The sequence below is a fragment of the Hymenobacter jejuensis genome (assembly GCF_006337165.1).
In the GTDB taxonomy this organism is placed as follows: domain Bacteria; phylum Bacteroidota; class Bacteroidia; order Cytophagales; family Hymenobacteraceae; genus Hymenobacter; species Hymenobacter jejuensis.
This window is the reverse complement of the sequence record NZ_CP040896.1, coordinates 352255-369600: the sequence shown is the minus strand read 5'-3', so window position 1 is coordinate 369600 and position 17346 is coordinate 352255. Positions and strand designations below refer to the sequence as shown.

The window sequence follows — 17346 nt, the reverse complement described above, 5'->3', positions numbered from 1 at the left end:
GCAAAGCAGGGAGAAAAGTAAAGGCAGCGGAATGACCGGTGGGACTAATATAGACTTTATGATATTTTATCTGGCATAAGGATGGCTTTCGCAGATTGTAGGCAGGACGCCGTGACGAGACCAAGGAAAAGTAATAGCTTATATCTATTTATAAGATATTGATTATCAATAAATTATAGTTGATGAATAAACCCAAAAAATGACTCTTTTTCGGCTCTGCTTTGTTTCTAGAGCACCACTACCTGATGCGTTCTGATGCTCGATACCAACCCCTTTGTTTCGCTTTCTGATTCCTTTCTTTCCGATTCCAACACCAACGTTCGACCTACACCCCTGACGCACTCGGCGCGGCTTTGGCTGCCGAAGCGCGTGGTATTTACGCCCGATACCTTGCAGCAACCCTTTGGCCAGCAGATGTTTGAGCGGGTCAAGGCACACGGGCTGGAAGTAGAAAAGCTCAAAAGCAACCGCATTACCGGCTTGCGCGGTGCCGACGAGCGCGAAACGTACCGCAACGCCAAAAACACGCTGGCCGTGGTCTGTGCCCCGCCGAGTGCCTTGCGCTTGCAGCCCACACCGCCCTCCGCCGACTGGCAGATGAACTTGGCTGAAGGCTGCCCGGCGCACTGCCAATACTGCTACCTAGCCGGAAGTCTGGCGGGGCCGCCAGTGGTGCGCGCCTACGCCAACTTGCCGGAGCTACTCCAGAATACGGCTCGCTATGAGCAGCCCGGTCGTGTAACTTCCTTTGAAGTAAGCTGCTATACCGATGTGCTTGGCATTGAGCATCTTACGGGTGGGCTTGAGGAGTGCATCCGGTATTACGGCACGCGTGAAGGTGCGCAGTTGCGTTTTGTGAGCAAGTACGACCGGGTAGATTCGCTGCTTGGTTTGCCGCACCACGGCCGCACCCGCGCCCGCGTCAGCTTGAATGCCGAGCCAGTAGCCCGCCGGCTGGAGGGTGGCACAGCATCGGTGGAAGCCCGTTTGCAGGCATTGCGCCGCTTGGCATTGCCGCGCGAGCAGGGCGGAGGCGGCTACCCGGTAGGCGTGGTGCTGGCGCCCATCATGCAGATTCCCAATTGGCGCGAACATTACCTAGACCTGCTCGACCGGATTGCTGGGGCCCTCGATTTTCCGTGCGACCTAACGGTGGAGTTCATCACGCATCGATTTACGCCCGGCTCGAAAGACGTATTGTTGCAGTGGTACCCCAACACGTCCCTCGATTTCGACGAGGCCACCCGCGCGGTGAAGCGCAATAAGTTCGGCGGCACCAAATACGTGTACCAGCCCGACGACATGCGCACGATGAAGCAATTCTTCTATCAGGAATGGCAAAAGCGCTTTCCGAGCGCGCCGGTGCAGTACTGGACGTAAGGTTTTCGGATTTGTATCACACAAAAAAGCGCTAAACCAGCTACTGGCTTAGCGCTTTTTTATAGGTGGATAAAAATAGTCTGATAAAAAACGCAGCTAATTATAGCAACACTAACGTAAAATGCTTGCTGGTTACAGGCGCCCTTACGAGCGTTTGTAACAGGCAATGTAATAGTCGACAAACGCCTCATAGCTGCGGCGGTCGGGCCGATCGCCACGGGGCTGATCGGTAGAAGGGAGCTTAGGAAGAAAAGGGATCTTAGTAGAGGCCGTAGCCGATGCAGAAGCTGCATCGGAAAGGCTGGCACTAGTGGCACGACCAGTATTTTGGTCAAGCGGAAAAGAAGCGGCGTAACTCATTTTGGGACAGCATTAAGACCAACAGCACTTATTTCAGATACTAACCTACCAGCTTTGTTGCTGCCAAGCCAGAACCAAATTTTTCAATTAAATTGAATCGTTTGAACACCGCTACCACCCACCTCGCCTTTGCAACCCAATAACTACACTTTAGCCGACGCCACGGCGGCTGATGCAGCCTTGAGTGCGTTGCAAGTCGCTGTCTGCCAGCAATATGGCAGCGATGTGCGCTACCCGAAAGATTGCCAGGCCCTCGCCGAAAGCGTGCGGGAGCGCACCGGCCAGGTTGTCAGCCTGAGCACCCTGAAGCGGGTGATGGGACTAGTGCCCGCGACCAGCGGGTTTTCGCGCTTTACACTCGATGTGCTGGCCACTTACGCAGGCTTTGCCTCGTGGGAAGCTTGCGTCGAACTGCAGCGACCAGCATTGGCACCGGCCGGTTTTGGCGCGATGGCCAAGCACGCCTCTTCGGCTACCAACAACACGCTGGCGGTGCTTCGCGAGCAGTGCGGACTGGCTTACGAACAAACCATTCCCCGGCACTTTGCACTCGAACATTGGCAGCAGTTTCGGGCTTCTACCTGCGTCGCGACGGCTTTCGTGGCCGAAGGTGGCTATGGCAAGTCGGTGTTGCTGGCTCATTTGGTCGAGCAGGCCCGCGAGTTGGCGCCCAACGATATCCTGTGGCTGGTGCCCGCCTGGCAGCTCGCGTCCGTCCCGCCCGGACAGTCTTTGGCGAGCTGTCTGTGGGAGAAGGGAGCCGGGGGCGCAACTTTTCCGGAGCCCGGCACCAAGGGCATGCCCAATGTATACATCCTGCTCGACGGCCTAGACGAAGCTACCGGGCAAGCCGTGCAGCAAGAAGTCCTGTTTCGGTTGCTTTCCGATGCGGTTGCGGCCCATCCGCAGCATCCGTGGCTGCGCTTGGTCATGACGACGCGCCCCGTGTATTGGGAGCAGTTTGTGCAGTGGATGGGCCGCCGCTACCCGCGCCTGCACCAGCAATGGTTTGGCATTTCCTTCGATTTGTTTGGCGGCCGCATCAGCAACGTGCCCTTGCTGGAACCCCGCGAGGTGCGCGACATCCTGAGCCGGTTGCCGCAGGCCATCAGCTACGATGCCATGTCGTCGGACATGCAGGCCCTGATTCAGCATCCGTATTATTTGCAGCTGCTGGCCCAGGCATCGCCCGGCCCGGTGGCGGCGCGAGGCAGCAAATTGGCTCTGCTCCGAGCGTTTTTGCAACAGCGCATTCACAGCACGAGGTTCGGCTTCGAAAAAACGGCTTTACTCAATACCCTGATCAAAGCCATTCTGGAAAACCAAACCAACTGGCAGCTTCGGCGCGCCGATTTTGATGAGCTAATCCTCAGATATTATGCGGCTTACGAAGAACTGCTTACCGATGGCATCCTGCGCGAGGAGCGCAGTATCGGCCCTTGGCAAGATGTGGATACCTACATTCGCTTCGGACACGATACGCTGCTCGAATACATGGTGGCCCGCCATTGGCTCGAAACCCGCAAAGGATTTACCCTCGAGCTAGCCCGGGCCGTAGTGGCAGCTACCACGGCGCTCGGTCATCGGTTGGAAGTTGTTAAGTACTTGGTTTTGTTTGCGTTGCAGCAGAAGCAATTCGCGGAGCTGAGCAAAATATTCGACTTGGCCCTCAGTGAGAGCGAACTGGTGGAGCTGGGGCATTTCCTTGGGATGGAACTGCGGACGAATCGGGAGGCGGCCGAAGCCCTAAATCCATTGCTGGCCGCGCAGCCCAGCGGGCAGTTGTATTTTGTGGAAACCTTCGTAGATCAGGCCAACCTCAACCGGGCCTACCGCCGGACCATTACGGCGTATCTGCAACACAAGCAAACTCCTGAAGCTCAATTGTTTGGCAATTGCATGCTGTTTCTGGGTGATTTCTTGAAGGAAGATTATGCCGCCTGTACCGAGCACATTACCGCCATTCGGCGCGTACCGCACAGCAACGCGTTTCATTCATTTCCGCAGGGGCGACGGGTTTTCTCCGAGTTGGTGCATCAGTATTTCGTAGAAGGCCAGCCGGAAATCGCCTTTTCGATGGAAAGCTTGCAGAACCAAGCCCGCGAAATCCCTCGTTCGCGCAGCTCCGTCGACCTGTTTCCGTCTGCGTACCAGTTTTTTCCGGCGGGCTTCCATTATTTTGTGGCCGAAGCCTTTTTCCTGATGCAGCGCTACGCGGAGCTGCTGGAATGGCACGACTTCACGCTGGCGCTCTACCCGGAACTCGAGGACTATCAGGACAATGTATACACCCAGATCCTGCAAGCCTTTCGGGCGGTCGCGCTCTTGCATACCGGCCGGCATCCGGAGGCGGAGGCCGCGTACAGAAGCCTTGCATTGCGCGAGCAACTCGACCAATACAGCTGGTTTAAAGACTATTACATCGTTTATTATCTTCTGACGGAAGTGCATTTTGGCCGAGTAGGCCTCTCGCATATGCCGCTCGCCGCGGCCCTAGCCAACATCGAGCAACACGCCATCAACCGACAAATGCCTTTTTACACGACGTTTGCGCGCCGGCTCGTTGCCCCTCTAAACCACGAGAAATAGTAGTTCTGTGCCCTACGACTTACTGATTCGCAACTGCGGCCAGATCCTCACGCTCGTGGGTGGCCCAACAGATAAACCTTTAACGAAATCACAACTATCTGATTGGCAAATACTTGCAAATGGCTTCGTGGCGTGCGAAAAAGGCCGAATCGCCGCGGTAGGGCCGATGCTCGAACTTGACGACAGCCAGATCAGCGCCACAACGGAAATCCTGGATGCGCAGGGGCGCGTGGTGATGCCGGGGTTGGTCGAATGCCATACCCACCTGGTGTTTGCCGGCAACCGCGCCGAGGAGTTTCAGCGCAAGTTGCAGGGCGAATCGTACCTTGATATTCTGGCTTCGGGCGGTGGCATTCTGAGCACCGTGCGGGCCACACGAGCAGCTTCCGCCGCCGAATTGCTGCAAAATGCCCTGCACCACCTCGATGGCTTCCGGCGCTACGGCGTCACGACGGTGGAAGCTAAAAGCGGCTACGGCCTCGACAAAGAAACGGAGCTGCGCTTGGTGCGCGTGGCCCTGGAAGCCAGCAAGCGCCAACCCGTGCGCGTAGTACCGACGTTTTTGGGCGCGCACGTGGTGCCTCCCGAATACAAAGGCCGCCCAGCCGAGTACCTGCACATGCTGGCTACCGAAGTGCTGCCGGAGCTCCGCGGCCAGGCCGAGTTTGTCGACATTTTCTGTGAGGAAGGCGCTTTCAGCGTTGATGATGCGCGCACGTATTTGCAGCAGGCCCATGCTTTGGGTTTCGGGCTGAAAATTCATGCTGAGCAGCTGCACGATCTGGGTGGCTGCGCGATGGCGGCCGAATTGGGGGCCATCAGCGTCGATCATGTTGATTACCTGAGCCTACCAGACGCGGCGCGCATTGCCCAAAATGGCCGCACAGTGGCCGTATTGCTGCCCTTGGTGCCGTTGTTTCTGCGACAGGAGCGTTACGCACTCGGCCGGCAGCTCATCGATGCCGGTGTGCCCGTGGCCGTCAGCACCGATTTCAATCCGGGTTCGTGCCCCAGCAAAAACCTGTGGTTGGCCCTGAGCATGGCCTGCCTGAAAATGGGCCTGACGCCACTCGAAGCCATCGCAGCCGTGACCCTAAATGCCGCTTGGGCCTTAAATCGGGCCCACGAGGTCGGACGTTTAGCTGAAGGATATATGGCTGACATACTGATTCTTACCTTAGATGATTATCGCCAGATTCCGTATTGGCTGGGCGAAAACCCAGTGCAGGAGGTAATTATTGGCGGCATACGCCAAAACCTGCAATGAGCATTTCTCCACACTAAAAGCTTGCCTTCTTTTTTCCTATGCTTCTTCCTCTCTATCAAGTAGATGCCTTCACCGACCGCGTTTTTTCCGGCAATCCGGCGGCGGTGTGCCCGCTCACCGAATGGCTGTCGGCCGAAACTATGCAGGCCATAGCCGCTGAAAACAATCTGGCCGAGACGGCGTTTTTCGTGCCCAAATCGCAGGGGGAGTATGACCTGCGCTGGTTTACGCCGGCTGCCGAAATCGACTTGTGCGGGCACGCTACGCTGGCGTCGGCGCACGTGCTGTTTCGGCACCTGAATTTCAAGGGCGAAGAAATTACGTTCCATACCAAAAGCGGTCCGCTGCGCGTGCGGCACGCCGCCGATGGCCGCTTCACCATGGATTTTCCCAGCCGTCCGCCCCGCCACCTCGACGTGCCGCCCACCGGCTTGCGGGATGCGTTGCGCGCCACGCCGCTCGAAGTGCTGGCCTCGCGCGACCTGGTTGCGCTCTTCAGCACCGAAGCAGAAGTGCACGCCCTGGCCCCGGACATCGCCAAAATTGCTCAGTTGGAGTACATCGGCGTCATCGCGACTGCCCCCGGCTCCAACGGCATCGATTTCGTCTCGCGCTTTTTCGCGCCGCGCGTCGGGGTGCCCGAAGATCCGGTGACCGGCTCGGCCCATGCTTCACTTATTCCGTACTGGGCTAAGAAGCTGGGCAAGAATACGTTGCGAGCCCGCCAGATTTCGTCCCGCGGCGGCGATCTGTGGTGCGAGCTGCAAGACGACCGCGTGCTGATAGGGGGCTATGCCGTTACGTATCTGAAAGGAGAAATCGAGCTGATGGCGGAGTAACTGCCTTCCGGGATTGGGTGATTGCGTTCTCTGCAAACCGCTGTTTGAGCAACCAGAACAGCTTGCTGGACCCGAAGCCCGCGGCTGAACATGAACCCGGAAATTCTTTTGACAATGGCCTCGGCTACCTGCTGACTTCAGGCGCAGATAGCAGATAAAAGCGCAAGGTGTGAGGGCCGTGCTTGGCAATGCTGTTCCCAAGAGGAATCGGAGGACTTTCTGCAGGCTCAGATGCCCACGTACCACGCCCAGCCACTATCTCCGGTGTCCACGAATTCGTCGGTCACTACAATGCGCTGCAAAAATTTCACACTCTTGTACCCTATCTGGTTCTCTACCCGCAGGCGCATCGGCGCCCCGTGCTGGGTAGGAAGGTCCTGCCCGTTCATGCCATAGGCCAGAATAGTCTGAGGGTGAAAGGCATCCAGCAGGTCAATGCTTTCCATGTAGCCGTCGTAGGCGTAGCAATTTACAAAGCGGGCACTCGGCATGATTCCGGCGTTTTGCAGGACAAGGCTCAAGGGCACCCCAGTCCACTCCGCGATGGCTGTCCAGCCTTCCTCGCAGGTATGCCGCGTGATTTGCGTACGGGAAGGGAAGCGTTTGAGCTCGGCGAGAGAATACGCTTTCGGGCGGGCCACGCGCCCTTCAATTGACAAGCCCCAGCCGGTGAAGGCGCCCGAATGCAAGTGGGCGTACGCCTCGCTGTACGGTATGTTAGGATTATCTCCCCGATGGATAAGACTACCCGGGTTGGTCGTTCCGGTCGCGGGAAAGGAAGAGATAGCGCTGCGTTCGTATTCCTTGGCCAGCGCCTGCCCGGGAAGCAGTGTACGCTGGGCCGCGTAGGTCAGCGCATCGCCCATGCGCAGAATGTTGCCGTAGGTGGGCGGCCCTTTTTTTACGCAGCCGGTCAGCAGCAGCCCGCCCAGGGAGGTCAGGCCGGTAATGATGGCCTTGCGCCGGGTGATGAGGTGGGTCTTTTTCATGTTATTTCCCTAGAGTCATCCCTCGCATTTGGCGTTTGAAGCCCGACCGAATGACCATTACCACGTGCACGAGCAGAAACAAAAGGAGCGCAACGGAAGCAAAGAAGTGGAGGGTGCGGGCAGATTGAGCTCCGGCAAACAGCTTTAACAAAAACGGGTGGGCGGCCGTAATCGCCGGCGACATGGTCAGGCCCGTCAGAGCGGCCAGGGGCAACAGGAAAGCTACCACCCCGAAGTAGGTGCATTTCTGCAGCAGGCCGTAGTGCGGGCTCTGGGTTGCAGCCTGGTTCAGCGGCCGAAAATGGTCAAGAAGATCCTGCCAAAACAAGTGTAGCCTGAACTCTCGGGACCGAGGCCACAGCCTGTCTTTGAAATGACCCGTGAATAGCCCCGCCAGCAGATAGCCCGCGCCCGTTACGACGAGAAACCAAGCCGCCAGGAAGTGTAGGCTACGTCCCCAGCCATTCTTATTGAAAATGTCATAGGTCCGGCTGGCGCTCACCGGCGAACTTGGGGTATTGAAAAAGCGGGCGGTTTTCTCCCAGCCCCCGTGCTGGTAGTTGCGACTGATAGGCACTTCAAAAAGGGCGGGGGTCAGATCGTTTCCGGTGTCTCCCCAATACAGCCGGGGGTGTACCATCAGAATTTCAGCTCCGCTAAAAGCGAGGGCGAAGAAACTTACCGTTACGATCCAATGCGAAGCTCTCACCCAGCCCTTATGCCGCATGGTGTCCAGGGTTGACGGGTAGCGCGCACGCATGAGCGGAAGAGCTAGGTGTTGTAGTTTCCTGTTAACCTAACTGAAGATACATTTTTAATTCTATATACTTAATACTTAAACAGCGCATGCGGTTTCCCAAGGATGTTGCCCTGCCAGCAGGCAAAACAGCACCGTCGCGCGTACGCTTACTTCACGATGAAAACCCTCTGCCTGGACCAGCGATATCGACTATATCCGCATCTCAATTCGCAATCAGAAACCTGCAACTAGACGCCCTTAAGATGCTGTATCTTGCGTTTTTCGAGAGGCTCCCGACTAGATGAAAAGGAGTAGCGCTGCCCGCTAGCGCAGCGCTACTCCTACTTTCACGCCCGCCGGAAAATACAGGCCGCGCGCCCCATAATTGGAGCCTCCCGAGCGGTATTGTACCGCGCCGAACGACGACTTACTGTTGCTCTGGCGCAAGCCTGCACCTACGTACACATCAAAGAAAACAGGGCCGGGCAGCAGCGGTGGCTGGTAGCCAAGCTGCACATCGGCCCCGTAGCGGTTGATGGTTTCCGTGAAGTGTTTTGGGCCGTATTCGTAATACGGAAGGTCATCGGGGCCCTGTACTTCGTGCCAGCCCGTGCGCTCAAATCCTACCTGAAAGTACTGGAAATGTGGTCCGTAGCTCACGTAAAGCCCTGCCAGTGATGAGGTTTTGGTAGGCGCGTGCAGGTAAAAGCGGTGCTGGCCTTGCACGCCAAACCCGCGCACGCTGGGGTTCTCATTCAGGCTGTTGGGAACGCCGTCGGGGTGGCCTACGGGGCCGTGGTAAAACTGCGGCGTTACCGTAAAGCTCTGGAGCGGATGCTCGCGGCGCTGGCTCTCTAGTTCCAGCCAATAGCCGCTCATGACCAGATGCTGCGGCACGAATTTCACGGCGCGCGAACGGCCGGGAACTTGCGCTTGCGCGTGAATCCCGGTGCTCAGCCCTGCCAAAAGCAGAGCTGAGCCAAACAGACGGGCAGACATTAGTTAGCCGAAATTGGCAGCAGACTCAGTTGCTTGAGCACAGGGCCGTCGTAGCTGTATTGGTACAGGCCTTCGGCTCCAATAGCCAGCAAAGTAGTGCGGTCGGGGATCACGTCGTGGACCTTCACTGGGAACTGCTGCAAGGGCGTAAGCTCGGGCGCCTTGCTAGTATCGAAGGTTTTAAGGCCGTCGGAGTCGCAGATAAACAGGCGGTTGCCTTCCACGCCGAGGCCTTGCGGCCCGGTCATCGGGTAGCTGCGCGCCAACCGGGGCTGGCTCAGGGTGGTGAGGTCGATGACTTGCAACTCGTTGCTGCCACGCCGGCACGTATTGCCGCTGCGCAGCGTCACGTAGGCAAACCGACCATCGACCACCACCGGATCGCAGCTGGCAATGTGTTGAAAGAAAGCTACTTGCACAGGGGTTTGCGGCTGGGCTACGTCGAAGATGTACATGCCCAGCTGCGTGCCCAAAAACAGGTAATGATCTTGGGGGAAAATGGTTTCTACGCCGAAGCGCAGCTCTACTTTGGGGCCGGCCTTGGGTGTAGTAGGGTCAGTCAAGTCAAACAGGCGCAGGCTCTGATTGTCAACGGTATAAAGCGTCTGACCGAGCACAGCAAACCGCGCCAGCGAGCCTGCTTTGCCGGCCGTTTCCGCCGAGCCAGTGGAAGCCGAAGCCAGCGGCGAGGAGTTGAACATAATCATGCGGCTCCAATCCATATTGTTGGGCGATATGGCGGTCTTGTTTTCGACTTTCTGCCAGCCGACAACAACCGTGTTGGTGGGCCGCTGGTTGGGCGCGCAGGCGGGGAGCAGCGGCAGACTTTCGGGCATGGGCAGCTCGCGGAAAGCATCACGCACGCGGCTGGTGACGTGCACCGCCCGCGGGTTGGTCATGTCGATGGTGACCAAGTCGGGCCCGTTGTCAGCGTAGAGCAGATTGTCCTGCATCGCCATGTCGATGTTGCCGGGAATCCGCAAAAAGCTCACGATCTGGGGGTGCGCAGGGTCTTGATTATCAATGACGTGGATGCCCTCGAAGCGTTCGTTGACGAAGATGTAGCGCCCTTGCAGATAGATTTTGCCCGTGTTACGCATCGGCCGGGGTGCCAACGACGCCACCGATTGCTCCAGCACATCGTGCTTAATGAGGATGGGGCAGTAGCTGTAGGCGTAGTAGCTGGCAAATCCCGGATCTATAATTCCCGGCTGCGGCTCGTCGGAGTCCGTGGTAGAGCAGGCCGTCAGCCCCAGGAGCAGAAAGCAGCTCAGAAGGTAAGTAGCGATTCGAATCATATAGGGGTAAGGATAAAGGATTGAACAAGAGCCCGCTACCGCAGTGCATGCCTGTCTGCAACGGCTACCTTAATTCGAGCCGACAGCGACCCGAAAGGTTGCAACCCCTTAAAATTTTCTTGCCCTGATTCGAAGAAGGCTCTTTAGCGCACCTGCTCGCGCTCGTAGCCGCTGCCTTCCAGCACTTGCTCCACGAACAGCGCCTTGCCGGGCACCGTTAGCAGTGCTTGATATACCGCTTCGCTCACGCCCGTGTAGCGCACCACCCGTCCGTTGCGGTATTCGATTTCCAACGCCAAGGTATCGGCTTCGTAGCCAACGGCTTTTAAGGAAGTAGAGCGGATAGGGCGGCGTTTCACCTTTTTTATAACTAATTGACTATCAACAACTTGCCTACTTAGCCTTGGCTCTCGCGGGCTTCTTGGCTGCTGCGCCACTCGCAAGCCGATCAGGGTTTTCGTCCAGAAATTTGCCCCAGCTTTTGCCGCCCGCTTTCACGTTGTTGCCCTTCATGTAATGGTGGCAAACAGCCACGGCCAAGGCATCGGTAGCATCCAGAAATTTAGAAGCTTCCTCGATAGGCGGGAGCTTCAGGGTCTGGCGCAGCATGTGGGCTACTTGCTCTTTACTAGCTGATCCAGAGCCGGTTACCGACTGCTTGACTTTAGTAGGAGCATATTCTACGTACGGGATTTGGCGGGAAAGCGCCGCTGCAATGGCCACGCCCTGGGCTCGGCCTAGCTTAAGCATGCTTTGCACATTGACGCCAAAAAAAGGCGCCTCGATGGCCAGCTCGTCGGGCAAAAACTCCTCGATCAGTTCGACCATGCGGTCGAAGATCTTCTTTAGCTTTACGGCGTGATTGCTGCCGTACTGCTTCAAGTTGATAACGTCGTAGCGCAACACATCAACCCGCTGACCGGTCACTTCGATAATGGCGTAGCCCATAATCTGAGTGCCGGGATCGACACCCATAATAAGCTTGTTATCGAGCAAAGGGGAAGTCGGGGGGAGAGCCATGTTTAACAAAACTACGCAACTAACTTGGATGTAGCAGCCCGACGGCGCAGTCTGCTGGTGGTAGCGGGCAAATTGCTCGTGACCCTGCTCACGCTGGGCTTGCTCTACCGCTCCGTATTCACCGATGCCGCCACCGCCGAAGCGTGGCGCAGCCTGCTCGGCTCCGTCCTAACGGTGCCGGTGCTGGCGGCGCTGGCCCTGGTGCCCGCTAACTGGGGCTTAGAGGCGTGGAAATGGTGGCGCTTGGCGCGGCATCTGGAGCCCGTTTCATTTAAGCGCAGCTTCAGGGCCGTGTTCGTGGGCCTGACGCTGGGTTTTGTAACTCCCAATAGGGTAGGCGATTACGCCGGCCGCATCATCGAGCTAAAAAGCCGCCGCCTGGACGCGTTAGGAGCGGTTTTCTTGGGGCGCTATTGCCAACTGGTGGCTACGGTGCTGGCGGGCTCGGTGGGCTTGCTGTACTTTCTGCTCAAGTTTTACCTGATCGGCTATCCGGCCACGGAAGTAGGGCTTGTTGCGGCTACGCTGCTGCTCAACGCTGCGGTATTGCTGCCTTTGTACCGCAGTCGTTTGTTGCTGGCGGCGCTTACGCTGGTGCGGCCGTTGCGCCGATTCCGGCGGTTTCTGGCCGTGATGCCCACGTATTCGGCCCGCGAAATCCATGCTGTGCTGGGGCTCTCGTGCCTGCGGTATGCAGTGTTTTGCGCACAGTTTGGTCTGCTGCTGATGGCGTATGGTGCCACGCCGCCCGTGGGCCCTGGTTTGGCGGCTATTGCAGGCACGTTTTTGCTGAAATCCTTGGTGCCTTCATTGAATGCGCTGGCGGACGTGGGCGTGCGCGAATTGTCGGCTACGCATTTGTTTGGCCTGTTGGGGCAGCCGGTTTTGCCGGTGCTGAGCGCGAGCCTGAGCTTGTGGGTAATCAACATTGCCTTGCCCAGCGCCTCGGGTTTGCTGTTTGTATTGCGGCTGAAAGTCTTCCGAAAGAAGAAATCCAAAGCTGAAAAAGCAGCCGTAAACTCGTGAATAGCACTTGGGTAGCGTTAGCCCTGTTGGTGTTTCCGGCGCTGTATGCCGCGAAGATGCTGGCCTTTCGGCGTGCATGGAATCTCATTCCGCAATCCCCGCTCCCGGAAAGAGATAAAGCCTTGGCTAACAAAGTGTCAAGCCCGGACAGCGTAATGTTCTCCGTACTCGTTGCTGCCCGAAACGAAGCCGAAAACCTCCCCAATCTTCTGACTGATCTAGCTAAGCAATCTTTGCAAGTATTTGATTATGAGGTGATTGTAATTGATGATAATTCCCTTGACGCTACGGCGGAACTCGTATTGCAAGCCGTCGTTGCCAGCCCACTCACGTTGCGGCTGATTCGTTTGGCTGACCAGCCTAACACGCCGACAGGTAAAAAAGCCGCCCTGCAAGCGGGCTTAGAAGCAGCGCAAGCCCCGTGGGTAATTTGTACCGATGCCGATTGCCGCGTGGGCCCGAATTGGCTCCGCAGCTACGCCGAAGTAGTGGCCTACGACCCGGAAGTGCGCTTCGTCAGTGGCCCGGTGCTGCTCACCGGCCCCGAGTCTGGCTGGCACAGCCTGATCGGGGTAGAATTTGTGGGCTTAGTAGGCGTGGGTGCTGCCAGCATTGGGGCGGGTGCGCCTACCATGTGCAACGGCGCCAACTTAGCTTACCGCCGCGAGGCTTTCGCGGCGGTGCAGGGTTTTGCGGGCAACGAGCATGTTCCCAGCGGCGACGACGAGTTTCTGCTGCACAAGCTACATGCGGCCTACCCAGGTAGCGTTCGGTTCCTCAAAAACTCCAACGCCATCGTGACGACAGCCGCGCCCCCAACGCTGGCGGCATTTTTAGCCCAACGTGTACGGTGGGCCAGCAAATGGCAGCACTACCAAGCGGCAGCCCCGCAGCACCTCGCCGTGTTGGTGCTGCTGGCCAATGTGGCGTTGCTGGTGGGTTTGGTGCTGGCAATAGCCCGCCCCACGCTTTGGCCGTGGGTGGCCGTGGTGTGGGTGCTCAAGCTGGGTAGCGATGCGTGGTTTATGCAGCCCGTGCTACAGTTTTTTAATCGGCGGCGGTGGCTCTGGTGGTTGGTGCCGTTGCAGGTGGCGTATGCGCCCTACGCGCTGGCCGTCGGGCTGCTGGGGCTACGGGGTGGGTATTCGTGGAAGGGCAGGAGCGTTACGTAATCCTAATCCTTGCAGTGCGTTTCGGGGCTGTTGATAAGAAAATGGCCTATTCTGAGGTATATTAGGGCAGAATAATAGCCTGGCTTTAGGGGAGAAGGGGCGGTCAATACTCATTTGCGGCAATTTTTCCCTTTCCCGCGCCATAGCTTTACATTTGCTTAGTTCACCTGCCCTAGATTCTGTGACCGATACCGAATACGACATCCTCGACGAGCTTTACTTCGTCACCTCCTTCCGCGACCTCACCCAGAAAACCCGGCTGGCGCCCGCTGACCTCGAACAGCACCTGCGCGGACTGCTAGAGCTGGAGTACGTTAAGTGCTTCTACCCCGACCCCGATACCGAGCTGGCTTACGAAATTACCTCGTTTGGGGCCATCGCCCGCGACTGCTATTTTCTGGCTACCAAAGCCGGTTTGTTGGAGCATAACACGCGCTAACTGTGGCCGTTGCATCTTCTCTGGCGCCTGTTGTGCGGGCTGCGCCCCCTGCGCGGCCACCGAGCTACTACGTGCGGCAGCGCCTGTTACAAAACGGGCCGGCCATGGCGGGGCTGGCCTTTATCGTGCTGTGCACCCTCATCGCGCTGGCGGGGTATTGGGTGCTGCCCGACAATTCGCCCAACGCCAACAACAGCGTGGTGCAATTGCAGAAAGAGCCGCCGGGCTTTGACGCCACCATTTTACGCTTGCCTCCGTCCAGTGCTTCCAGGCAAGTAGTTGCTAATCAAGATAATATATTCACTACTTGGTGGCGCGGACGCGAGCTTCGGTACCAGGAAGTGCCTGTTAGCGGCTACCGTATCGTCGGCGATTCGGTGGTCATAGAGCCTTACCGCAACCACAGCGCCCTGCCCGATCAGCCGCGCCGGTATGCGCTGGCGGCCCTCACGGGCAAAGACGGTTCGGCAGAGAATCAAAAGCAAGTAATTGACAGTGAAATAATTACAAAAAGAACCTATTGGCTTGGTACCGACAAATCGGGGCGGGATGAGCTGAGCCGGCTGCTGCTGGGTACGCGTATTTCGTTGGGTATTGGGCTGGTAGCCGTGCTGATTTCGTTGGCCCTGGGCATGCTCGTTGGGGCCGTAGCGGGCTACGTGGGCGGCTGGGTCGATAGCGTGCTGATGGGCGTAATGACGGTGGTGTGGAGCATACCCGGTATCATGCTGGTGATTGCCATCTCGCTGGCCCTCGACAGCAAAGGCGTCTGGACTTCCTTTGTGGCCGTGGGCCTTACGATGTGGGTAGATGTGGCCCGCGTAGTGCGTGGCCAGATGCTATCGTTGCGCGAAAAAACTTTTGTGGAAGCCGGCCGCGTGCTGGGCTTGCCCCAGAGCCGCCTCATCTGGCGGCACTTGCTGCCCAACATGACGGGCCCCTTGATTGTGTTGGCAACCAGTAACTTTGCGGCGGCCATTCTGCTCGAAGCCGGCTTGAGCTTCTTGGGGCTAGGGGTGCAGCCGCCTGCGCCCTCGTGGGGGCTGATGGTGAACGAGGGGTTTCAGCTCATCGGTACCCAAGCCGGCCTGTGGCTCACGCTGCTGCCGGGCACGGCCATCAGCCTGCTGGTGCTGAGTTTCAACCTGCTCGGCAATGGCCTGCGCGACGCCTATGATCCCAAAACTCCGATTGCCGGATGAGTAGGTTCTGGTTTTAAATGACAATTTTGACCTTCTGAAAAGAAATTTCTGAGTACTTGCTGCTCCTTGTATCCCCATCCGGAACAAGCTTCCGGCCCTTTGCAGGAAGCCCCAATCTCTCTGAACCAATGCCTGAACCAACCATTTCCATTGAAAAAAAGCTCTTTCTGCGGGAGCGGGAATTGGGCGCACTGCTTGAAATCACGCAGGCCATCAACCACGACCCTACGGAGGATTCGCTGTATAAAATCTTTCAGTTCACGCTGTTAGGGCAGCTTAACATCCGACGCCTGGTGCTGTACGTGCTGGAAGAAGGGCAGTGGCAATGCGTCGTTTCGTTTGGAGCCGACCTAGCCGATTTTCGCCAGGTGCCGTTGCCTGAAGCCATTATCAATGCCTGCACCTCGGCTTCGTGCCCCATTCCGAGCCTGAACCTGGGGAAAGAATGGAAGCAGCTTGAAACCGTGATTCCGGTGGCGCAAAACGGCGAGGTGCTGGCCTACGTGCTCATCGGCAACGTGAACATGGACTACGTGAGCGAGGAGGCGACCAAGTTTCTGGAAACGCTCAGCAACATCCTCATCGGGGCCATCGAAAACCGCCGGCTGGGCCGGCAGCGCGTAGCCGCCGCCGCCATCCGCAAGGAAATCGAGATTGCGCAGGAAGTGCAGACCATGCTGTTTCCACGGCATCTGCCTAATAATGAATACGTTGCCGTGCACGCGAGCTACGTGCCGCACACGGCCATCGGGGGCGACTACTACGACGTGGTGCCCATCGACGACGACCGTTTTCTGTTCTGCGTGGCCGACGTGTCGGGTAAAGGGGTGCCGGCTTCGCTGCTGATGTCGAACTTTCAGGCGGGCTTGCGCACGCTGCTTCGGCAGCAGGCCGACCTGGCTACGGTGGTGGCAGAGCTGAACAATCTGATTTACCGCAACGCCGTTTCGGAGAAGTTCATCACGGCGTTTTTTGGACTTTACAACCGCACTACCCGCACGCTGCAATACGTGAATGCTGGGCACAATTCGCCCATCATGCTGCTCGACGAAGCCGAAGGCTTCCAATTGCTGGCCGACGGTACCACCATGCTGGGCATTTTCGACGAGCTGCCCTTCCTGAATGTGCAAACCGTACCCGTGCCGCCCCGTTCGCTGCTCCTAACCTACACCGACGGCCTAACTGAAGTCTTTGATCAAGAAGGCGAGGAGTACGGTGAAGAAGGCGTGCTACGCTTCCTGCAACGGTCGCGCTACGTGCCGTTGGCCAAGCTGCACAAGGAACTGCTCAAGGAAATTCAGTGCTTCAACGCCGACGGCAACCACTTCGCCGACGACATTACCATTCTGAGCTGCCGGTTTAAGTAATACTTTATGGTAAACGGGCACTTGCATAATATATTGATAATCAATATATTATGCAAGTGCCTTTGGGTGATAGTGTGCCGCTAAGCGGCGGCTGTATTTGAGATAATGCGTATGCCGGCCCGCAGAAAGGTGATCGTATACATTGCCACAAGCCTCGATGGCTACATTGCTACGCCGGAAGGGGACTTGGACTTTCTGGCCTTGGTGGAGCAAGATGGCCAGGATTATGGCTATGCCGATTTCTACCAAACGGTAGATACCGTTATTCTGGGCCGGAAAACCTACGATAAGGTGCTTTCAATGGACATCGCGTTCCCGCATAGCGGCAAGAAAACCTACGTGCTGACGCGCACGGAAAGGCCCAACATCGGTACCGTCAGGTTCTATACCGGTAGCCTCCCGGAGCTTGTCAGGGAGCTGCAAAGCCAAACCGGCAACAATATTTTTGTCGACGGGGGCGCCGAGACGGTGAACCAGTTGCTGCAGGAAAACCTGGTCGACGAATTCTATATCTCGATCATCCCGATTTTATTGGGCAGCGGCATCCCGTTGTTTCAGCAGGGGCGCCCCACGCAGCTATTGAAGCTGGTCGAAACCACGCAATTTGAAAAGGGCCTCGCGCAACTCCATTACATTCGACTAGAATAACAACAGAAAATC

At 57.4% G+C, this 17346-nt stretch carries 17 protein-coding genes; 10 read left to right on the top strand and 7 right to left on the bottom strand.

Annotated features, from left to right (window positions below; all coding sequences use genetic code 11):
- Positions 1–255 precede the first annotated feature (255 nt).
- Positions 256–1380, top strand: coding sequence for a spore photoproduct lyase family protein (locus FHG12_RS01305; protein WP_230471249.1), 1125 nt, complete (start codon positions 256–258; stop codon positions 1378–1380).
- Between the two features lie 144 nt (positions 1381–1524).
- Here the strand turns inward: FHG12_RS01305 and FHG12_RS01300 are convergent, their stop codons facing one another.
- Positions 1525–1740: a hypothetical protein gene (locus tag FHG12_RS01300; protein ID WP_139513817.1), complete on the bottom strand. Its 216-nt coding sequence runs from the start codon at positions 1738–1740 to the stop codon at positions 1525–1527.
- 129 nt (positions 1741–1869) lie between these two features.
- On the opposite strand from FHG12_RS01300, the gene FHG12_RS01295 reads away from it, so the two are divergent.
- From FHG12_RS01295 to FHG12_RS01285, 3 genes are read left to right on the top strand one after another with little or no spacing between them, the layout of a single operon-like run.
- Positions 1870–4329, top strand: a complete 2460-nt coding sequence (locus FHG12_RS01295) for an NACHT domain-containing protein (RefSeq protein ID WP_139513815.1) — start codon at positions 1870–1872, stop codon at positions 4327–4329.
- A gap of 7 nt (positions 4330–4336) precedes the next feature.
- Entirely contained in the window at positions 4337–5596 is a 1260-nt protein-coding gene (gene hutI / locus FHG12_RS01290; protein WP_139513813.1) for an imidazolonepropionase, read from the top strand.
- 38 nt (positions 5597–5634) lie between these two features.
- A complete protein-coding gene (locus tag FHG12_RS01285; RefSeq protein WP_139513812.1) occupies positions 5635–6435 on the top strand; it encodes a PhzF family phenazine biosynthesis protein in 801 nt (266 codons plus the stop codon).
- 227 nt (positions 6436–6662) lie between these two features.
- Here the strand turns inward: FHG12_RS01285 and FHG12_RS01280 are convergent, their stop codons facing one another.
- The 6 genes from FHG12_RS01280 to ruvC all read right to left on the bottom strand — a co-directional run bounded on the left by FHG12_RS01280 (position 6663) and on the right by ruvC (position 11408).
- Entirely contained in the window at positions 6663–7424 is a 762-nt protein-coding gene (locus FHG12_RS01280) for a molybdopterin-dependent oxidoreductase (RefSeq protein ID WP_139513810.1), read from the bottom strand.
- 1 nt (position 7425) lies between these two features.
- Positions 7426–8184: a cytochrome b/b6 domain-containing protein gene (locus FHG12_RS01275; RefSeq protein ID WP_139513808.1), complete on the bottom strand. Its 759-nt coding sequence runs from the start codon at positions 8182–8184 to the stop codon at positions 7426–7428.
- A 303-nt stretch (positions 8185–8487) separates the two neighbouring features.
- Entirely contained in the window at positions 8488–9162 is a 675-nt protein-coding gene (locus FHG12_RS01270) for a hypothetical protein (RefSeq protein WP_139513806.1), read from the bottom strand.
- The gene (locus tag FHG12_RS01265; RefSeq protein ID WP_139513805.1) at positions 9162–10460 is read right to left on the bottom strand and encodes an LVIVD repeat-containing protein; all 1299 of its coding nucleotides are present in this window, start codon (positions 10458–10460) and stop codon (positions 9162–9164) included. The genes FHG12_RS01270 and FHG12_RS01265 overlap by 1 nt, the downstream gene beginning before the upstream one ends.
- 143 nt (positions 10461–10603) lie before the next feature.
- On the bottom strand, positions 10604–10819 hold the full coding sequence (locus FHG12_RS01260) for a KTSC domain-containing protein (protein ID WP_165699269.1): 216 nt from the start codon (positions 10817–10819) through the stop codon (positions 10604–10606).
- Between the two features lie 34 nt (positions 10820–10853).
- Entirely contained in the window at positions 10854–11408 is a 555-nt protein-coding gene (gene ruvC / locus FHG12_RS01255) for a crossover junction endodeoxyribonuclease RuvC (RefSeq protein WP_230471363.1), read from the bottom strand.
- A 96-nt stretch (positions 11409–11504) separates the two neighbouring features.
- Between ruvC and FHG12_RS01250 the strand changes: the two genes are divergently transcribed.
- The 6 genes from FHG12_RS01250 (at position 11505) to FHG12_RS01225 (ending at position 17334) form a co-directional block, all read left to right on the top strand.
- Entirely contained in the window at positions 11505–12506 is a 1002-nt protein-coding gene (locus FHG12_RS01250; RefSeq protein ID WP_139513799.1) for a lysylphosphatidylglycerol synthase domain-containing protein, read from the top strand.
- 155 nt (positions 12507–12661) lie between these two features.
- Positions 12662–13678, top strand: a complete 1017-nt coding sequence (locus tag FHG12_RS01245; protein ID WP_165699268.1) for a glycosyltransferase — start codon at positions 12662–12664, stop codon at positions 13676–13678.
- A 181-nt stretch (positions 13679–13859) separates the two neighbouring features.
- On the top strand, positions 13860–14117 hold the full coding sequence (locus FHG12_RS01240; protein WP_139513796.1) for a hypothetical protein: 258 nt from the start codon (positions 13860–13862) through the stop codon (positions 14115–14117).
- 2 nt (positions 14118–14119) lie between these two features.
- Positions 14120–15319: an ABC transporter permease gene (locus FHG12_RS01235; RefSeq protein WP_230471248.1), complete on the top strand. Its 1200-nt coding sequence runs from the start codon at positions 14120–14122 to the stop codon at positions 15317–15319.
- Between the two features lie 128 nt (positions 15320–15447).
- The gene (locus FHG12_RS01230; RefSeq protein WP_139513794.1) at positions 15448–16686 is read left to right on the top strand and encodes a PP2C family protein-serine/threonine phosphatase; all 1239 of its coding nucleotides are present in this window, start codon (positions 15448–15450) and stop codon (positions 16684–16686) included.
- A 111-nt stretch (positions 16687–16797) separates the two neighbouring features.
- On the top strand, positions 16798–17334 hold the full coding sequence (locus FHG12_RS01225; protein WP_139513792.1) for a dihydrofolate reductase family protein: 537 nt from the start codon (positions 16798–16800) through the stop codon (positions 17332–17334).
- The last annotated feature ends 12 nt before the right edge of the window (positions 17335–17346 follow it).